This window comes from Candidatus Desulfovibrio trichonymphae (genome assembly GCF_002355955.1).
GTDB lineage: Bacteria > Desulfobacterota > Desulfovibrionia > Desulfovibrionales > Desulfovibrionaceae > Desulfovibrio > Desulfovibrio trichonymphae.
Genome location: NZ_AP017368.1, coordinates 534,358 through 550,669 on the forward strand (window position 1 = coordinate 534,358; position 16,312 = coordinate 550,669).

At 54.0% G+C, this 16,312-nt stretch carries 16 protein-coding genes and 2 pseudogenes; 7 read left to right on the plus strand and 11 right to left on the minus strand.

Going from position 1 to position 16,312, the window contains the following annotated elements:
* Positions 1 to 21: 21 nt before the first annotated feature.
* The 3 genes from RSDT_RS02560 to RSDT_RS02570 all read right to left on the minus strand — a co-directional run bounded on the left by RSDT_RS02560 (position 22) and on the right by RSDT_RS02570 (position 2,880).
* On the minus strand, positions 22 to 2,217 hold the full coding sequence (locus RSDT_RS02560) for a glutamine synthetase III family protein (protein ID WP_096399438.1): 2,196 nt from the start codon (positions 2,215 to 2,217) through the stop codon (positions 22 to 24).
* A gap of 93 nt (positions 2,218 to 2,310) precedes the next feature.
* Positions 2,311 to 2,487: a P-II family nitrogen regulator gene (locus RSDT_RS02565; RefSeq protein WP_096399439.1), complete on the minus strand. Its 177-nt coding sequence runs from the start codon at positions 2,485 to 2,487 to the stop codon at positions 2,311 to 2,313.
* A 144-nt stretch (positions 2,488 to 2,631) separates the two neighbouring features.
* Positions 2,632 to 2,880 carry a hypothetical protein gene (locus RSDT_RS02570; RefSeq protein ID WP_096399440.1) on the minus strand — a complete coding sequence of 83 codons (249 nt, stop codon included), beginning with the start codon at positions 2,878 to 2,880 and terminating at the stop codon, positions 2,632 to 2,634.
* Positions 2,881 to 3,081: 201 nt separating this feature from the next.
* Here RSDT_RS02570 and htpG point away from each other — a divergent pair, with 201 nt between their 5' ends.
* A complete protein-coding gene (gene htpG / locus RSDT_RS02575; RefSeq protein WP_096400430.1) occupies positions 3,082 to 5,043 on the plus strand; it encodes a molecular chaperone HtpG in 1,962 nt (653 codons plus the stop codon).
* A gap of 66 nt (positions 5,044 to 5,109) precedes the next feature.
* Here htpG and RSDT_RS02580 read toward each other — a convergent pair whose 3' ends face one another.
* Together RSDT_RS02580 and glpX are read right to left on the minus strand one after the other, a co-directional pair.
* On the minus strand, positions 5,110 to 5,655 hold the full coding sequence (locus tag RSDT_RS02580; RefSeq protein WP_096399441.1) for a serine/threonine protein phosphatase: 546 nt from the start codon (positions 5,653 to 5,655) through the stop codon (positions 5,110 to 5,112).
* Entirely contained in the window at positions 5,656 to 6,639 is a 984-nt protein-coding gene (gene glpX, locus RSDT_RS02585) for a class II fructose-bisphosphatase (protein WP_096399442.1), read from the minus strand.
* A gap of 304 nt (positions 6,640 to 6,943) precedes the next feature.
* Here glpX and dut point away from each other — a divergent pair, with 304 nt between their 5' ends.
* Positions 6,944 to 7,462 (plus strand): dUTP diphosphatase, encoded by a 519-nt coding sequence (dut, locus tag RSDT_RS02590; protein WP_096399443.1) that lies wholly within the window; start codon positions 6,944 to 6,946, stop codon positions 7,460 to 7,462.
* A gap of 74 nt (positions 7,463 to 7,536) precedes the next feature.
* Entirely contained in the window at positions 7,537 to 8,733 is a 1,197-nt protein-coding gene (locus tag RSDT_RS02595) for an aspartate aminotransferase family protein (protein ID WP_096399444.1), read from the plus strand.
* A 42-nt stretch (positions 8,734 to 8,775) separates the two neighbouring features.
* Here the strand turns inward: RSDT_RS02595 and RSDT_RS07835 are convergent.
* The 6 genes and pseudogenes from RSDT_RS07835 to RSDT_RS07655 form a co-directional block, all read right to left on the minus strand.
* Positions 8,776 to 8,976 (minus strand): annotated as a pseudogene (locus RSDT_RS07835) (type I-E CRISPR-associated protein Cse1/CasA); the annotation flags it as partial.
* A 289-nt stretch (positions 8,977 to 9,265) separates the two neighbouring features.
* Positions 9,266 to 9,562 (minus strand): hypothetical protein, encoded by a 297-nt coding sequence (locus tag RSDT_RS02610; RefSeq protein ID WP_096399446.1) that lies wholly within the window; start codon positions 9,560 to 9,562, stop codon positions 9,266 to 9,268.
* A gap of 172 nt (positions 9,563 to 9,734) precedes the next feature.
* A pseudogene (locus RSDT_RS07840) lies at positions 9,735 to 9,926 on the minus strand (hypothetical protein); the annotation flags it as partial.
* Positions 9,889 to 10,275, minus strand: coding sequence for a hypothetical protein (locus tag RSDT_RS02615; protein WP_096399447.1), 387 nt, complete (start codon positions 10,273 to 10,275; stop codon positions 9,889 to 9,891). The pseudogene RSDT_RS07840 and the gene RSDT_RS02615, both read right to left, overlap by 38 nt.
* The gene (locus RSDT_RS02620; protein WP_172414431.1) at positions 10,269 to 11,027 is read right to left on the minus strand and encodes an HD domain-containing protein; all 759 of its coding nucleotides are present in this window, start codon (positions 11,025 to 11,027) and stop codon (positions 10,269 to 10,271) included. The genes RSDT_RS02615 and RSDT_RS02620 overlap by 7 nt, the downstream gene beginning before the upstream one ends.
* Positions 10,984 to 11,382, minus strand: a complete 399-nt coding sequence (locus tag RSDT_RS07655) for an HD domain-containing protein (RefSeq protein ID WP_145954800.1) — start codon at positions 11,380 to 11,382, stop codon at positions 10,984 to 10,986. Before RSDT_RS07655 ends, RSDT_RS02620 begins: the two co-directional genes overlap by 44 nt.
* A gap of 429 nt (positions 11,383 to 11,811) precedes the next feature.
* Between RSDT_RS07655 and RSDT_RS02625 the strand changes: the two genes are divergently transcribed.
* From RSDT_RS02625 to RSDT_RS02640, 4 genes are all read left to right on the plus strand, one after another.
* Positions 11,812 to 13,011 carry an FTR1 family iron permease gene (locus RSDT_RS02625; RefSeq protein ID WP_096399449.1) on the plus strand — a complete coding sequence of 400 codons (1,200 nt, stop codon included), beginning with the start codon at positions 11,812 to 11,814 and terminating at the stop codon, positions 13,009 to 13,011.
* Positions 13,012 to 13,058: 47 nt separating this feature from the next.
* On the plus strand, positions 13,059 to 13,643 hold the full coding sequence (locus tag RSDT_RS02630) for an iron transporter (RefSeq protein WP_197702124.1): 585 nt from the start codon (positions 13,059 to 13,061) through the stop codon (positions 13,641 to 13,643).
* Positions 13,644 to 13,747: 104 nt separating this feature from the next.
* The gene (locus RSDT_RS02635) at positions 13,748 to 14,998 is read left to right on the plus strand and encodes a DUF2318 domain-containing protein (RefSeq protein WP_096399450.1); all 1,251 of its coding nucleotides are present in this window, start codon (positions 13,748 to 13,750) and stop codon (positions 14,996 to 14,998) included.
* Positions 14,999 to 15,008: 10 nt separating this feature from the next.
* A complete protein-coding gene (locus RSDT_RS02640; protein WP_096399451.1) occupies positions 15,009 to 16,307 on the plus strand; it encodes an ABC transporter permease in 1,299 nt (432 codons plus the stop codon).
* Positions 16,308 to 16,312 lie beyond the last annotated feature (5 nt).

The following is a 16,312-nucleotide window of genomic DNA, read 5'->3' on the forward strand; positions in this document are numbered from 1 at the left end:
ATCTTTGAAGCGTCGGATGCTTTAATGTATCCAGAGCAGTTCGGAATATTTTGGCAGTACCCACAGGTTGTCTTCCACCAGACGTTCAAGAACGTCAGCATGCTCACGGCATTCTGCCATAGCTGGAAGGACAGCATCGCGGCCGACTTTCGCCTGTTCAAGAGCGCCTCTGGTATTGCAGGCTTTTTCCACTGCCTTGCCAAGTTTTGTCGCGTTTTTCTGCAGAGCCGCGACATGCGCACGCAGAAGACTGAAGTTTTCCTCTTCGCTTTTCGCGGCCTTTTCACCCAGCACAGCGCGTGTTTTGATCACCACGTTCGCAGCTTTTGCCTGCGCCTCCAGACATTGCGGCAACACCTGTGCAAGCAGAATATCCGCAAGCAAATGACCCTCAATGCACAGGGTTTTGGCGTAGTTTTCCAGAAGGATTTCCTGCCGCGCCAGCATTTCGCGTTCTGTCAGTACGCCGTGACGCAAAAAGACATTCATGACCCCCGGGTCACTGTAATGCTCAAGCGCCTCCACTGAATTTGTGTAGTTCGGCAGCTTGCGGCGGGCGGCTTCCATGGGCCAGGATGCGGCATAGTTGTTGCCGTTGAACACCACCGGCATATGCTCCTTGAAGTGCCTCGGCAGCAGTTCCTGCAGGGCCACATTGAGCTTGGTTCCGGTGGAGAGCGCGGCTTCGAGTTCCGTTGCGATGTCATCCAGCGCACAGGCCACGGCCGCGTTGAGCGCGATGTTCACCGGCGCGATGGACTGGGACGAGCCCACGGCCCTGAATTCAAACTTGTTGCCGGTGAACGCGAAGGGGCTTGTGCGGTTGCGGTCGGCCATGTCCACAGGCAGGGGCGGCAGGGTTGATACACCCACTTCCATAAAGGGGTTTTTTTTGTTTTTTGAACTCTTGCCGCTTGTAATGCCTTCCAGCACTTCCGTGAGCTGTTCGCCGAGATACACCGAGATAATGGCAGGCGGCGCTTCATTGGCGCCGAGACGGTGGTCGTTGCCCGCGCCAACGGTGCCTATGCGCAGCGCGGTGCTGTGCTTGTGAACCCCGCGCAGCACGGCGGCCAGAAACACCAGAAACTGGGCGTTGTCCTGCGGCGTTGCACCTGGATTGAGCAGGTTCACGCCGTCAGAGTCGCATAGGGACCAGTTGTTGTGCTTGCCGCTGCCGTTTACGCCGGCAAAGGGCTTTTCGTGCAGCAAACACACAAAACCGTGTTTCGCGGCCATATGGCGCATCATATTCATGCACAGCATGTTGTGATCGCACGCTATGTTGGCCTCTTCATACACGGGGGATATCTCAAACTGGCCGGGGGCCACTTCATTGTGGCGGGTTTTGGCCGGAATGCCGAGCGCCAGCAGCTCGCTTTCCACGTCCTGCATAAAACTCATCACCCTGGCGGGAATGGCGCCGAAATAATGGTCTTCCATCTCCTGGCCCTTGGGCGAGAAAGCGCCTATCAGCGTGCGGCCCGCCAGCAAAATGTCCGGACGAAGAACGGCCAGATATTTGTCTACCAGAAAATATTCCTGCTCCGGACCGACCATGGGCCGCACATATGTCGCGGTTCTGTTGCCGAAGAGCTTCAAAATGCGCAGCGCCTGACGGGAAATCGCCGAAATGGAACGCATCAGCGGAATTTTGCGATCCAGCGCCTCGCCGGAATAGGAATAGAAATATGTGGGAATATGCAGAGTCGCACCGTAGGGAGCGTCAATAATAAATACAGGAACCGAAGGATCCCACGCGGTATAACCGCGGGCTTCAAAAGTGGAGCGGATGCCGCCGGAAGGAAAGGAAGAGGCGTCCGGCTCGCCGCTGATGAGCATTTTACCGGAAAATTCGCTGATCACCTGCCCTTCGGAAGAAGGGGAAAGAAAAGCGTCGTGCTTTTCAGCGGTCAAACCGGTCATGGGATGAAACCAGTGCGTGTAGTGCGTGGCGCCGCGCTCAATGGCCCAGTCTTTCATGGCGTTGGCAACCACATCGGCTATTTCCGGATCAAGGCGCTCGCCATCACGGATTGTTTTTGCAAGATTTTTATAAACATCCTTCGGCAGGCGCTTGCGCATTACGGCAAGTCCGAAGACATTACGGCCGAATACTTCGCCCGCCTCGTGCGTTTTTGCTTTCCCGCAACAGCATGGCCGCAACGGCTCTGTTGCTATGGCTTTAAAAAGCGCCTTTTTTCTTGGTGAACTCATACCATCTCTCCTCCTTGTAAAGTCAAACTTTGCGAAGCCCCAGGCACAGCCCGGGGTCTATCTGAACGACTTCTTCTTCAACACCCCGCGCTGCTATAAGGCGACATCGCCGCGTTCCCCTGTGCGTATGCGCACTGCGTCCTGCACATCACTGATAAAAATTTTGCCGTCGCCCAACTGACCTGTGCGGGCCGTGGCGACAACCGCGTCCAGCGCTTTTTCCACATCTCCGTCATGCACCACTTGCACCACTAAAAGAAATGCTTTCATTGTTTAAATCGCGTGAACGTGTTTTATTTAAAAATCTCGGTTTGTTGGAAATATTTGTGATATACATGGGCCGGCCTGTTGTGATCACTCTCCCTATAATGCCCTCCCCTGCCCTGTAACGTCCGCGCCGTCGTTCGGCTGACGTCAGGCCATACGCCGACTCAATGCGGATTTCGCCTGTCTGGTGTTGCCGCGCATCGTGTGCATGTGTCTGCCCATCAGGGCGAGCGCCTGATCAAGGGCGTCCTGTACGGCGATGGAGGAGTTCATGATCTGTGCCAGATCAAACAGAAGGCTCAGCTGCTTTGCGCTGTGCACGGCAAAAGATTCCGGAGTCGTCAGGGAAAAGGCGGCAACAGAGCGCGTCTGACGGAGCGTATCAGCAATAGGCATGGTATGCTTTTATCCTGAATCGGTCTTGCGCGCAATAATATCCTTAATGGTGGAACCAACCGCAATTATAAATAAATATTCTTCAGCTGCGGACAGGATGTTTCTACGGGACAACGCGTCAACGCAATGCACGGCGCTGCTCTTGACGGCTCGGGACTCGTTCTTATTTTTACAGTGATTATTGTCACAGAGGAGGTTCTCATGGCAGAGACAGGCAAAAAAAACCGTCAATTCCGCGCAGAAGTGCGCAAGGTTTTGAATATTCTCACGCATTCGCTCTATACCAATCGAGAAATTTTTCTGCGCGAGCTCATATCCAACGCTTCCGACGCGCTGGATAAATTGCGTTTTCGCGCTAACCGCAGCGAGCAGCCGTCCGGTGGGGACATGCCGTTGGAAATCCGCATAACTATTGACAAAGACAACAAAACCTTCACCATTGCCGATACCGGCGTCGGCATGACCGCAGACGAACTGGCTGAAAATCTGGGAACTATCGCAAAATCCGGCTCTGAAGAATTTCTTGCGAACCTGCAAAGTGAAACAGCGGCTGGCGCCGCCGCCGGCGATGCGGAAAAGCCCGATGCGTCCAATATTGTCGGGCGATTCGGCATCGGTTTTTATTCTGTCTTCATGGTAGCCGACAAGGTGGAAGTGATTTCAACGCCGGCTTTTGGCGAAGAACGCGGGGCGGCCGTCTGGTCAAGCGACGGTCTGGGCGCTTACAGCATTAAATCCGCGGGCAGTGACGCGCCCGCGCGCGGCACTGTGGTTAAAGCGCACATCAAGGACGACGCAGTGGAATTTCTTGAAAAATTCCGTGTGGAATCAGCCGTTCGCAACCATTCCGCCTTTATGCCGTTTCCTATTTTTCTTGACGGAGAGCGCATCAATCCTGAGCCGGCGCTCTGGCGCGAGCCAAAATTTTTCATAAAAAAAGAGCAGTATGAGGCTTTTTACAAAGCCCTGACGTATGATGCCAAAGCGCCGATGGACGTGCTGCACCTGTCCGTGGACGCGCCTGTGCAGTTTAACGCGTTGTTGTATATTCCCGACAGCAAGCAAGATTTTTTCGGTGTTGACAGGGATTTCTGGGGAATTGACCTGTACGCGCGGCGCGTGCTCATTCAGCGCCGCAACAAAGAGCTGATTCCGGAATATCTGGCGTTTTTCAAGGGAGTGACGGACACTGAAGACCTGCCCCTGAACATCTCGCGCGAAACGCTGCAGGAAAATGTGCTACTTCGCAAAATCAATCAGGTCATCGTCAAGCAGGTTCTGGGGCATCTGGAAAAAATGGAGAAAGACAACAGGGAAACTTACCTGCGTTTCTGGCGCTTGCACGGCAAAATTTTCAAGCTCGGCTACAACGATTTTCCCAACCGCGAACGCGTCAGCGCGCTTTTGCGTTTCAATTCATCCGCCCTGGACGACGACGAAGCCCTGACCAGCCTTGCCGAATACATGTCCCGCGCGCCGGCGGAACAAAAAACATTCTGGTATGTTTCCGCGCCGAACCGAGAAGCGGTGTGTCTGAACCCGCACATGGAAATATTTCGCAAAAAGGGCATCGAAGTGCTCTATCTTTTTGAGCCTGTCGATGAATTTGTTATGGAAGGGCTTGGCAAATACAAGGAATGGGATTTTAAACCCGTGGAAAATGCCACGGACGACGCCCTTGCCGCTTTTGACGACAGAAAGGATGCCTCACAGGCCTCACAGCAGGCAAGCGCCCCGCTCTCCGGGGAAGAGCAGGAAGATTTTGACAAACTGCTCGCAAAAATGAAGGAGATATTGAACGACAAAGTCAAGGAAGTGCGTGTGTCACGGCGGCTTGACGACAGCCCCTCTGTGCTCGTTTCTCCTGACGGAGCCATGGCCTCGTCCATGGAAAAGCTGCTCAAGGTCATGCACAAGGACGATACGTTGCCCGTCAAAGTACTGGAAGTCAATCAAAATCATCCGCTGCTGCGCGGCATGTTGAAAATATTCAAAGCTGACCCGGAAGACGCCATGCTTGCGCTCATGACGCAGGGGCTTTTTGACACGAGCCTGCTGCTGGACGGCTATGCCAGGGAACCTCAGGCGCTGGCTTCGCGCGTCAACGCGCTTTTGAAGGAAACGGCGGCGCTGTATGCGGACGGGCGGGCAATCCCTCGCTGAGCAACCGCGGAATATAATGTTTTTTCATGTGTTGCCGCGTATCGGCAGCACATGAAAAACAACATGTCATTGATCCAGCATCGGCACATTGTCTCCGGTTTTATCAAGCGCCCTGAGTATGGCCTCCAAATGCCGCCGTGTCAGGTTCAGCTCTTCCGCAGCCACCTTCGGCATATCGGGCGGGTGTTCGCCGCTCATGTCATTTCCTTCCTCAACAATGACAAGGGCCGCCGCCATACGCCCCATAACGCAAAAAAAACGCTCCGGTTTCCAGCCCTTGGTGCTCACCCAGTCAGCCGCCCTCGCGGAATAGAGAAAGTCCGCCCTGCCCTTGTGCGCCACAGGACCGGCGTTTTCCCTGTTTTCACTGGTCCATCTTCTGAATTGAGGCAGAATTTCAAGAAAACGCGCCAGCTCCGCGTCTGTCACCAGAGGCTGTTTATCATACACCGTTGCGACCGTCGCCGAAACAGCCTTTTTTGGCGTTGCCCCGGCTTGTTGCGCCACATGTGCGCCCTCAGCAGGCGCAAACGCAGCAAAAAACGCACACAACGCGAACGCCGGCCAGGTGCGCCGCAAGCGCAACGTCAGAAAAAGGCGTATACTGCCCATTCAGTACTGCACCGCGCTGAATTTGGAAAGTCTGTCCATATTATGGTACGACTCCACATAGCGCAATGTACCTGTTTTACCGCGTAAAACAAGAGAGTGCGTTACAGCGTACCGTGCGCTGTAACGAACGCCGCGCAGAAAATCTCCTCCGGAAATGCCCGTTGCGGCGAAAAAACAGTCATCGCCACGCACCATGTCATTGACGGTGAGCACATCACGCAGGTCAATGCCTGCTTCATTAATGGCTTCTTTTTCAACATACGACTGGGGGTCAAGCCGGGCGAGCATCTGCCCTCCCATTCCTTTGATGGCGCAGGCAGAGAGTACTCCTTCAGGAGTGCCGCCCGTGCCCATCATAATATCCACATCTGAATGCGGGTCTACCGCCATAAGCGCGCCGATCACATCGCCGTCGGTCTGGAGTTGAATACGCGCGCCGGCGGCGCGGATTTTTTCAATCAAACGCTGATGTCTTGGCTTGTCCAGCACAAAAACCACAAGATCCTGCACACTTTTGCCGAGAGCTTTGGCAACGCTGTTCAGATTAACTTTAATGGGCGCGTCAAGATCAATAACATTTCTCGCCTCATGGCTGACGACGAGTTTTTGCATATAGAAACTGGGGCCGGGGTTGAACATGCTGCCTCTGGACGACACTCCCACAACGGAAATGGCGTTCGGACGCCCGTATGCGAGCAGGCTGGTGCCTTCCACAGGGTCTACCGCCACATCAAGGCCGAGGCCGACGCCTTTACCCACTTTTTCGCCGTTGGCGAGCATGGGCGCGTTGTCCTTTTCGCCTTCGCCGAGAATGACAGTGCCGTCAATATGCAGAGTGGAGAAACTGACGCGCATGGCATGCACGGCCGCGTTGTCTCCCGCCTCTTTGTCTCCCCGCCCCAGCCAGCGGGCTGAGGCGAGCGCCGCAGCTTCTGTAATGCGTACAATATCAAGTGCCAGATTTTTTTCCGGTGCTTCAGCCATACCATTCTCCGATTGATGCTGTTGTGTTGTGTCAAGCGATACTACCCCGCTGTGCAGCAGGCTTCAAGCGATAACTTGGCCGGTGACAGACGCGGCGACTGATATTAAAGAATTAATCTCCCTGTCCGAGCAAGGTGTGAGCGGCGTCCGCCGCTTTTTTGGAGTCCGCATGCAGCAGTTTTCGTCTGATTAGCCGTGACAAACGTCCGCTCGTGCGTTCTGACCAATCATATGATATCTCTGTGTAATATTTGTTTTTATTTATGCGTTGCCGTTGGCGGCGTAGTGCGCTACACCTCTGGGCATGCAAGCACACGCCCCTTCCTGCGCCGGCGTCATTCGCACAGATGCCTCCACAGTGCATATCGCTTTTGTGCGACCCGGCGCGCATGAACTCTATGCGCAAGGGCGGGAAGACTTTCTCTCTCCGGCCACCTGCCTTTCCGTAGGCTTTGATCTGCGCGCCTGCCTTGACGCGGCGACAACGTCCGTTGCGCCGCGCTGCCGTATCGCCGTGCCGACGGGAATAAGCATACAGCCGCAATCGCCGGATGTGGCGGGGCTGCTCTATTCCCGCAGCGGGCTCGGCGCGCGCGACGGTCTCACCGTGGCTCAGGGCGTGGGCGTTATCGACCCTGACTACACTGGAGAGATTCTGGTCATCCTGCTGAACACCTCGGACGAAGAACGCCGCGTTCAGCGCGGCGACCGCATCGCCCAGCTTGTTTTCCAGCCCATTGTGCGGCCGCGCTGGCAGGAAACACCCTCACTGCAGACAACCAAACGCGGCCCAGGGGGCTTCGGCCACACCGGCAAACAATAGGGCAGCATTACAAACATTTTTTGCCATCCATCTATTGGTATATTGGTATATTCAGCCGCACAAGGAGTCGCTTCATGTCACAAACCTTCAATGCCGTCAAACAGCAAGAAGAAAACCTGCTCTGCCGTTCTTACAGCCGCTATCCGCTGGCCGTCGCTCGGGGCGCGGGCGCGCACCTTTGGGATGTGGACGGCAGGAAATATGTGGATCTGCTCGGCGGCTTAGCCGTGACCGGCCTCGGGCATTGCAATGAAGAGCTTTGCGCGACGCTGGAGCGTCAGGCGCATGAGCTCTGGCACGTGAGCAACCTCTTTTATCAACAAAATCAGCTTGATCTTGCCGAGATTCTGCTTTCCACCACACATCACACAAAGGCCTTCTTCTGCAATTCGGGCGCAGAGGCCAACGAAGCCGCCATCAAACTGGCCCGCCGCCATATGCGCCGCGTAAAACAGCACAACGCCGCCACCATCATTACCTTGAATGACTGTTTTCATGGCCGAACATTGGCAACGCTGGCCGCAACCGGCCGTGACGCCTTGAGCGACGGCTTTACGCCGCTGCCGGACGGTTTTGCGCAGGTTCCGGCGGGCAATCTTGAAGCTCTCTCAAGCGCGATAACACCGGCTACGGCTGCCGTTCTGGTGGAAGTGGTGCAGGGCGAAGGCGGCGTTGTGCCGCTGCCGGCGGAATATCTGCGCGGGGTGCAAGCCCTTTGCCGGCAGAACGGCATTCTTTTTCTGTGTGACGAGGTGCAGGCAGGTATGTGCCGCACCGGCAGATTCTGGGCTTTTCAGCATTACGGGCTTGAGCCGGACATTATCAGCGTGGCGAAATCTCTGGCCAACGGCTTGCCCATGGGTGCCATTTTGGCCACAGACGAAGCGGCCGAAGGCTTTGAACCCGGCAGCCACGCCACAACCTTCGGCGGTGGAGCCCTGACCTCGGCTGTAGCCGCAAAAACCGTGGAGATCATGCTGCGCGACAGTATGGCAGACCGCGCCGCCGCGCTCGGCGAACGCGTAAAAAAACAGCTTGAAGCGCTGCGGCGGAATATGCCGGACAAAATCCGCGACGTGCGCGGTCTGGGACTGATGATCGGCATTGAACTTGTCGAAAACGGCCGGAAAGTATGGGAGGCACTGCTCAGGCGGGGCTATGTCTGCAACTTGAGCCACGGCAATATATTGCGCCTGCTGCCGCCCCTTGTCATTGAAGAGACGGATCTGGACGGCTTTGTCAGCACACTCGGGCAAACGCTTCAGATGTAAAATCAGCTTCATCCCCACGTGTGTGGGGAATACGCTTGGTCCGTCCAGAGCGGCATGGGCTATGCAAAGCAAAAGCCGCATAAGGGCCACCCGCTCATGCGGACGCACGGCAAGGTCTTTGTATTCCTGCCCCTCATCAAATATATCCAGCAGACTTGCCAGCCGGGTTTGTCCTTGGAGAGTAAGCACAGGAATCCATACTTCTCTTACAAGATTCACGCCTGCTCCTTTGTTTTGGGCCATATAATGCCAAGGGTAGTATTCCAGCCTATATTCTTATCTTTCGCCCCTTGTATATGCACTGAATCGTCCTGAATCCGTGCCCAGCCGAACAGCCTGTATTCCTTAAGCCAGGCGTCTGGCTTTGCTCCGGCAAGGCGATATTCGAAAATTTTCACCATATTTCTGTGCAGATTACGCGCAGTTTCGTTGCAAAAGTCGGATGTTGACGTATCTATTACGCTGCCATCCAGCAAGACAAATTTTGTCCCCTCTTTTTTCTGGTACAGCACAAAGGGGAATTCTCTATGTTCTATAAGACGGGTGGGGGCGATGTCTCTTCCTCATCTGCCCAGGCTTGTTGCCATATGTTCATCAAGGCTTTGTGTCTGCGGGCCATATCGCCCCCAATAAGCTGATCATACAGCTCTTGCCAGCCGGAGGGGAGATCATCTGGTTCATTGTAGGTAGCCTCGATCAACTCACGAATTTGTGATGGCAGAGTAACATGGGATATGCCGGACCATATATTGAGGGCCTGAGCCAGCACATAGGGGGCGTACACAAAGGCCTTGACGCCGAAAGCGTTTTTGATCTCTTCGGCCCGCATGGCGCGCAATTCCGCCAGAGATACTTTTTCTTGCAGAATAGTGTAAGCAGGGTGCGGGGGGCGGGGCCGGGATGCGCGTTGATGCCGTCACAGTCTGCCCATGCGTTGCAAAAGCATATCGGTGGGGGCAAGTTCTGTGAACCAGCATATCCGCATCCAAGTCCACACTTTGCTCCGCTATTTGCGTGGCGATCAGAATGGCTCCGTGTTGGCGATTCCTGTTTTTACCGAAAGAATCCATCCAATAGTGTTCCCTCTTCTGACGCATAAAAAAAGGCGGGCGGGCGTGGAGAAGCCCAAGCTCAACATTGTTTGCTGCACAGGCTTCACGCAGCAATCCATACGTTTCCTGTGCCCTGTCCACACTGTTGCCACAGTACCTGCGCTCCCTGCGCGGCTTGGTGCAGACTTTGGGCAACCATCTGCTCCTGCGGGGTAAAGACAACAGCAACGCGTTTTTCTTCCGGTGGAGGCGTAGAGATGGCTGTCGCCTTTTGCCCCTGCCGATGGGAATGTACGAGCGGGTAAGGCGGCAGGACACCCGTTGTCTTTGGCTGTGCCTCTGGATTGAGAAGATCTGTGCAGTATTTTTGGGTGAGCGTGGCGGAAAGGACAATGACTGTACAGTGCAGTTCTTGCAGCAGGTCGCACAACTTTTGGATTATACTCCCGGTGTAGCAGTCGTAGCTGTGTACCTCATCCAGAATTACCACCTTTCCGGCAAGGGCAAGGCGACGTAAGGGGAAGTGCTTAACCGCCAGGGCAGCGAGCATAGCTTGGTCCGCAGTGCCCACGCGCCTATGGGGGCAAGCAAAGCCCGGCGCGAGGAGGAGAACCAGTTGTGCGCATCAGCGTGGCTTACTTCCTTTTCATGCTGCGCGGACGGGGCTGGAGACAGTTTAGAAACAGGGGCATTAGTATTCTTGTCCAGCCAAGTATTGGCATGAATAAGCTGTACAGGCTGGTGCATTTTGTTTATGTATTTGGCAAATTCTTCTACCCGTAAAAAAATTCTGTTGCTGATGGGGGCTTCAATCACATATACTCCAGGCCCGGTGATGGTTTCACAGGCGGCAAGCTGCATGGAGTTGGGCTTGAAAGGAAATATGTCTTCAAAGACAAGACCTGATCGTACCTCCAAAGGACCGAGGCCAATCCGGGCAACCGCTTCAGCAGCAGCTTGTTCCGATGAGGCTGGGATTTTAGCTGGGTCGGCAGAGAAAAAGTTTTCATCAGAGCCGATCCAGTCCGCAAGTGTGAGAAGACCTGCGGCTGTCCACATCTCCGGAGAATCCTGCTGCAAAGTGGGTAAGGCTGTGCAGCGGCATTCCTGCCAGAAGTGGCGTAAAAGGGTCTGCCGATCCCCTTCCCAATCTATCTGGAGTTTTTTATCGGCAGCTTCAGCTTGGGGGAGAGATCCTTCAGTGAATGACCGGGCAATACGACCATGATGTGCTCCGATGATGCTTCCTCAGCAAGCTTTGGCTTCTTCCTGGCCCTGAACATGCGTCTTGAAAAAGCGCTCCAGCGCATTTTTTGTGCGGGAGGCCGTTTTTCCAATCTCCTTGCTGGGCGGCTTCTTGAAAGCCATTCATCACCAGCCATGCCGGACATTTTGCCTGGAACTCGCGGGAAATTTTGCCTACATCATGCACAGCTGCAAGAAAGCCAAGAAAGTTTTTTGTAAAACTTGGAGGAAAGATTGCTTTGTTGAAGGCATCATAAAGGCAATTAAGTACACTACGGACATACTCTCCATGCTGATCTATACCAATGCCAGGAGTTTTTTTCGATATTGTTTTTGCCCAATACGGAGTCACGGTAGTCGTCCCCTTTCAGCAACACTTCAAAGTAGAGCCTATGCCGCCTTTAGCGGTTTCATGGCCGATGTGATGCCGCAAATGCTCAATTATTAGATTGAGCGTTCTTATAGCTCCAGAACCACTGAGTGGCAACATTCTGTATGTCTTTGGTGACAAAATTTGCTGTATTTCGATATCCTTATTTATGTGTAAATTTTGTTGACAATAAATTTCAATTTCAATATACACAAATTGCCCGGAGTAATCCCCTGCGGGGATCACCTAATCTGTCGAATCGACGGCAACAGGCGGACGCCGATGGAAGTGGTTCCGGCAATCCGGCATGTCGCATAAAAAGTTCATACATGCTCGCGTCAGACTGTACAGCAGCTGAATGGATGTCATATTTGTCGCATTCAATGTCAAAAATGTCAAAAAGGAGCCATCATGAAAAAACGGTTTTTTTTAACAGTCTCCCTTCTGTTGTTCGGCCTGTCATGGACGAATGCGGCATCTGCCACGCAATACAGTACCTGGAACGCAATTGTGGCCGAGATGAGCGTGGTTCTCAACTCATCCTATGAGATATATCTGACCGGGAATATTGCACAGAGCAAAGAGATGGTAAACAAGGCTTACTTTGATTTTTATGAAACACTGGGTGTGGAACGTGCTGTGCTCTCGTATGTTTCCGGCAAGCGGGCGTCCATAGTGGAGTATCGGTTCGCCGAGGTAAAGCGCCTGATGACAGAACAGGCCGCAAACAGAGACGTGCGGCTCAGTCTGGATACCCTCATCAAAATGTTGAAAGAAGATGCGGATCAACTTGACGGTAAAAAAGAAACCGGCTGGGGGGTTTTTGTCGCTTCTCTTCTGGTTTTACTCCGTGAAGGATTTGAGGCCATTCTCGTGGTGGCGGCCATAGCTGCCTACCTCATTCGTTCCGGCAACAAAAGCCTGACAAAGGTGGTCTATAAAAGCGCGGCTGCAGCCGTCGCTGCAAGCGCGTTTCTCGCCGTTGCCTTGCAGAAGTTGTTCTCCATCAGTGGCGCCGGTCAGGAGATGGTTGAAGGTTTTACCATGCTCCTGGCCGTGGCGGTGCTGTTTTTTGTCAGTAACTGGATGGTGTCCAAAGCAGAGAGCGAGGCTTGGAAGAACTATATTAAAGACAAGGTCGCCGCCGCCGCAACGACCGGCAGTGTTGCCGCGCTGGCGGCGGCGTCCTTTTTGGCCGTGTTCCGGGAGGGAGCGGAAACAATCCTCTTTTATCAGGCTCTTTTGGCCGATACCAAGGATCACATGGGCATGCTCTGGTTCGGTTTCGGCGTTGCCTGCCTTTGCCTTGTCGTTCTTTTTGCGGCGATTCGTTTCGGGAGCCTGCGTATTCCTTTGCGGCCCTTTTTCATCGGCACCAGCATTCTCATGTACGTCATGTCCATCAGTTTCGCCGGCGGCGGCGTGAAAAGGCTGCAAGTGGCTGATCTTGTGCCCGTGACGCATGTATCGGACATCGCCACTGTGGATATCCTGGGCATCTACCCCACAATGGAAACCCTGTTGCCGCAAGGGGCTCTGCTCATTCTCGCTGTCGCTTCGTTTCTTTTTTACATGCGAAAAGGCGCTGCTCTTAAAAAGGCGGCATACTGAACAACACTCTTGAATCAGACCAACCTTTAACGGAAGAAGGAACAGTTATGATGAACAAACACATGCGTAAGCTTGTCCATTTGATTTTGCCGGCCCTTACCGTGTGCGCTTTCGCAGCGACAGCAATGGCGGCGCCTCCCGCGCCCGGCCCTGAGTCCGCCGGTTTTAAGGAATTTCCTCTGGGTGACGAGCAGTTTGTCGGCCCTTTAAAAATTGCGGGCGTCTACTTTCAGCCCGTTGATATGGAGCCTGTCGGGCTTGGCGGTCTGCCCGCTTCCAAGGCGGATATGCACTTGGAAGCCGAGATCACTGCTGTTGAAGGCAACAGTCTCGGTTACGGTATCGGTGATTTCGTGCCCTATCTGACGGTGAAATACCTGATCGAAAAAAAAGGCGGGAGCAAGGGCATTGAAGGCAGTTTCATGCCCATGAGCGCCAGCGACGGGCCGCATTACGGCAACAATGTCAAGCTTGACGGGCCTGGAGAATACAAGATTACCTTCATTATTGATAACCCCGAGAAGCAAAGCTTCCTGCTCCATGTTGACAAGAAAACCGGCGTGAGCGGGCGGTTCTGGAAAGAGCCCCTGAAAGCAAGCTGGAATTTCAAATGGGTTCCGCGCGCTTGGTAATCCGTTATTTGATTATGGATTTCTGTTTGTAGTCTTCGCTGCAGGGTTCTCATGCGGGAGCCGTGCGGCATATTTTATGCCAGCAGCCAGAGCCGGGAAGGGTTATGCTCCATTTTTGGGTATTGGTTACCGGAACAATGCTTGCTGTGTCCATACTCACGGGCCTGCTGCTCGGCTATGCCGCACAGCGGGATCTTCTGGAGATGCGGTCGCCTGCCCGGCACGGTGCGATTGCGGGCATTATTGCGGCGGCTGCTCTCGCTCTGCTCGAATTCACAACTGCGTTCGTTGTACGTGAATATTACAATCTTATCGTACTCTGCGTGGCTCTTGCGGCGGGAGGGGCGCTGTCGGTGCTGCTTGTCGCCACGCGCTCCCTTGCCCCGGAAAAAGCCGCCTCACTGCCTCTCAGGTTCGCTTTCTTTATTGTTCTTGCTTCCTGGGGAGCTTTTTACCTGCCGGACATTTTTATTTACCCATCGCACTTTGCCGTGGGAGTAGTGCAAGTCGCAAGTAGTGAATTCATCTTTATCGCCACAGGCTATGTGATCGGCATAGGGCTTTGTCTGTTGGTCGGGTATTCCATTTTTCAGCTTTGCTCGGATGTGCCGGAAAATTTTCTTTTCCCACTTTTTTCTCTGGCGTTTCTGGCTTTCAGCATCAGCCAACTCATAACAGTGGGGCAGATTTTACTGGGACGTGGTCTTACTCCACGCTATGACTGGGCACTTGATTGTATCATCTTTCTGTTAAGCAACGCCCCTTGTCTGCTCTATGGGATTGTCGGCACAGCCGCCCTGGCAGCCGCCATCCTGTGGTTGCGCAGCAGCAAAACCGTGGCTGATGGCGAAAATCCGGCACTACGGCGTAAGGCCCGCAGCGTCATGCGCAGGCGTGTGCGGTGGAGCAGAACGGCCATCCTCTCCCTGCTGGCCGGTTTGCTGACTATGACAGTGGGAATGTATTTAGACACCCGAAAAGTGGAGCTTTCACCTCCGCTGGAAATGACGGTTGCGGACGGCAAGATTGCCCATTCCACTGCCGTTGTCGGAGATGGAACCTTGCACCGTTTTGTCTACAAGACGCTCCAGGGGGTGGATGTACGCTACATCATTATCAAAAAAAGTGAAACCGCCTATGGCGTCGGGCTGGATGCCTGCGATGTGTGCGGCCCTGCCGGCTATTACGAACGCAAGGGACAAGTGATCTGCATTCTTTGTGATGTTGTTATGAACAAGTCCACCATCGGCTTTGCCGGCGGATGTAATCCCGTGCCGCTCAAGTTTTCCTTGAAAGACGGCAGCCTGATTATCAATACGGAAGATCTTGAAGCGGAAGCTCATCGGTTCATGTAAGGAAGTATTCATGTTTTTGCGTATGATCCTCGGCGCGGTTACGCGCCAGAAAAAAAAGCTGATGACGATGGCCTGCGCCATGACGCTCGGCATATCGCTCGCTACCGCCATGCTTAATGTCATGCTTGATGTGGGCGACAAAATAAATCAGGAACTGAAAACCTACGGCGCTAACATTATGGTTACATCGCGCGGCGCTTCTTTCCTGACTGATCTGTATGGTGTTGAAGAAGGCGCCGGCGTATCGGACAAATACCTGCTTGAAGATGAATTGTCCAAAATGAAAACTATTTTTTGGGCTTTTAACATCGTGGACTTCACACCTTACCTTGATGCCGTTGTCAGCGTGAACGACTCGGGAGCCGATGTCCCCCTGCTGGGTACCTGGTTTAGAAAACATCTGGATATCCCGACAGGCGAATCCGTGGATACCGGGATTATAAACTTGCGTTCCTGGTGGGATGTGCGCGGCGCATGGCTCAGGGATGAGGATCAGTCCGGAGTTATGGTCGGGGAGGCCTTTGCAGCAAAACATGGAATAACGCAGGGCGACAATCTGAGGCTTTCCGCAAAGAATGCTTCCGGCACCCGGCGTACGGTAACTGTGGTCGTCAGATCAATCTTCCATTCCGGGGATAAGGAGGATGGCGGATTGCTCGCTCCTCTCGCCACTGTACAATATCTGACGGGCCTTGAGGGAAAGGTGCGGCGGGTGGAAGTGAGTGCCCTGACCACGCCGGAAAACGATCTGGCCCGGCGCGCGGCACAGAATCCGCACAGTCTTTCGCGCCAAGATTGGGAGGTCTGGTACTGTACAGCCTATGTCAGTGCCATTGCCTTCCAGATTGAAGAAGTGCTCACGGACGCTCGCGTAAAACCAGTCCTTCAGGTGGCGGAATCCGAAGGGGCCATCCTGCAGAAGACCAGGTTTCTGATGCTGCTGCTTACGCTCTTGAGTCTTGCCTGCTCCGCCTTTGCCATTTCAAATCTGGTCACGGCCAATGTGATGGAACGCAGCACCGAAATAGGCCTGCTCAAGGCGCTGGGAGCCACTGACGATCAGATTTCCTTTCTCATCCTGACAGAAATGCTCATTGCCACAATCACCGGCGGTGTCTTCGGCTATGCCGCCGGTCTCGGGCTGGCTTCAGTCATAGGCTATTCCGTGTTTGGCTCCGCCGTGACTGCCAAGGGTTTGGTTATCCCCATCGTTGCGCTTCTGGTGCTTCTTGTCACTATCGGCGGGAGCCTTCCCGCCATTCGTATGCTTTTGCGCCTGCGGCCCGCAGATGTGCTGCACGGGAGGTAATTGTC

What these genes read in the sequence shown, in the direction of transcription:
- RSDT_RS02560 (WP_096399438.1), bottom strand. Translation starts at nt 2,217, where the DNA reads ATGAGTTCACCAAGAAAAAAGGCGCTTTTTAAAGCCATAGCAACAGAG.
- RSDT_RS02565 (WP_096399439.1), bottom strand. Translation starts at nt 2,487, where the DNA reads ATGAAAGCATTTCTTTTAGTGGTGCAAGTGGTGCATGACGGAGATGTG.
- RSDT_RS02570 (WP_096399440.1), bottom strand. Translation starts at nt 2,880, where the DNA reads ATGCCTATTGCTGATACGCTCCGTCAGACGCGCTCTGTTGCCGCCTTT.
- htpG (WP_096400430.1), top strand. Translation starts at nt 3,082, where the DNA reads ATGGCAGAGACAGGCAAAAAAAACCGTCAATTCCGCGCAGAAGTGCGC.
- RSDT_RS02580 (WP_096399441.1), bottom strand. Translation starts at nt 5,655, where the DNA reads ATGGGCAGTATACGCCTTTTTCTGACGTTGCGCTTGCGGCGCACCTGG.
- glpX (WP_096399442.1), bottom strand. Translation starts at nt 6,639, where the DNA reads ATGGCTGAAGCACCGGAAAAAAATCTGGCACTTGATATTGTACGCATT.
- dut (WP_096399443.1), top strand. Translation starts at nt 6,944, where the DNA reads ATGCAAGCACACGCCCCTTCCTGCGCCGGCGTCATTCGCACAGATGCC.
- RSDT_RS02595 (WP_096399444.1), top strand. Translation starts at nt 7,537, where the DNA reads ATGTCACAAACCTTCAATGCCGTCAAACAGCAAGAAGAAAACCTGCTC.
- RSDT_RS02610 (WP_096399446.1), bottom strand. Translation starts at nt 9,562, where the DNA reads ATGCGGGCCGAAGAGATCAAAAACGCTTTCGGCGTCAAGGCCTTTGTG.
- RSDT_RS02625 (WP_096399449.1), top strand. Translation starts at nt 11,812, where the DNA reads ATGAAAAAACGGTTTTTTTTAACAGTCTCCCTTCTGTTGTTCGGCCTG.
- RSDT_RS02630 (WP_197702124.1), top strand. Translation starts at nt 13,059, where the DNA reads ATGATGAACAAACACATGCGTAAGCTTGTCCATTTGATTTTGCCGGCC.
- RSDT_RS02635 (WP_096399450.1), top strand. Translation starts at nt 13,748, where the DNA reads ATGCTCCATTTTTGGGTATTGGTTACCGGAACAATGCTTGCTGTGTCC.
- RSDT_RS02640 (WP_096399451.1), top strand. Translation starts at nt 15,009, where the DNA reads ATGTTTTTGCGTATGATCCTCGGCGCGGTTACGCGCCAGAAAAAAAAG.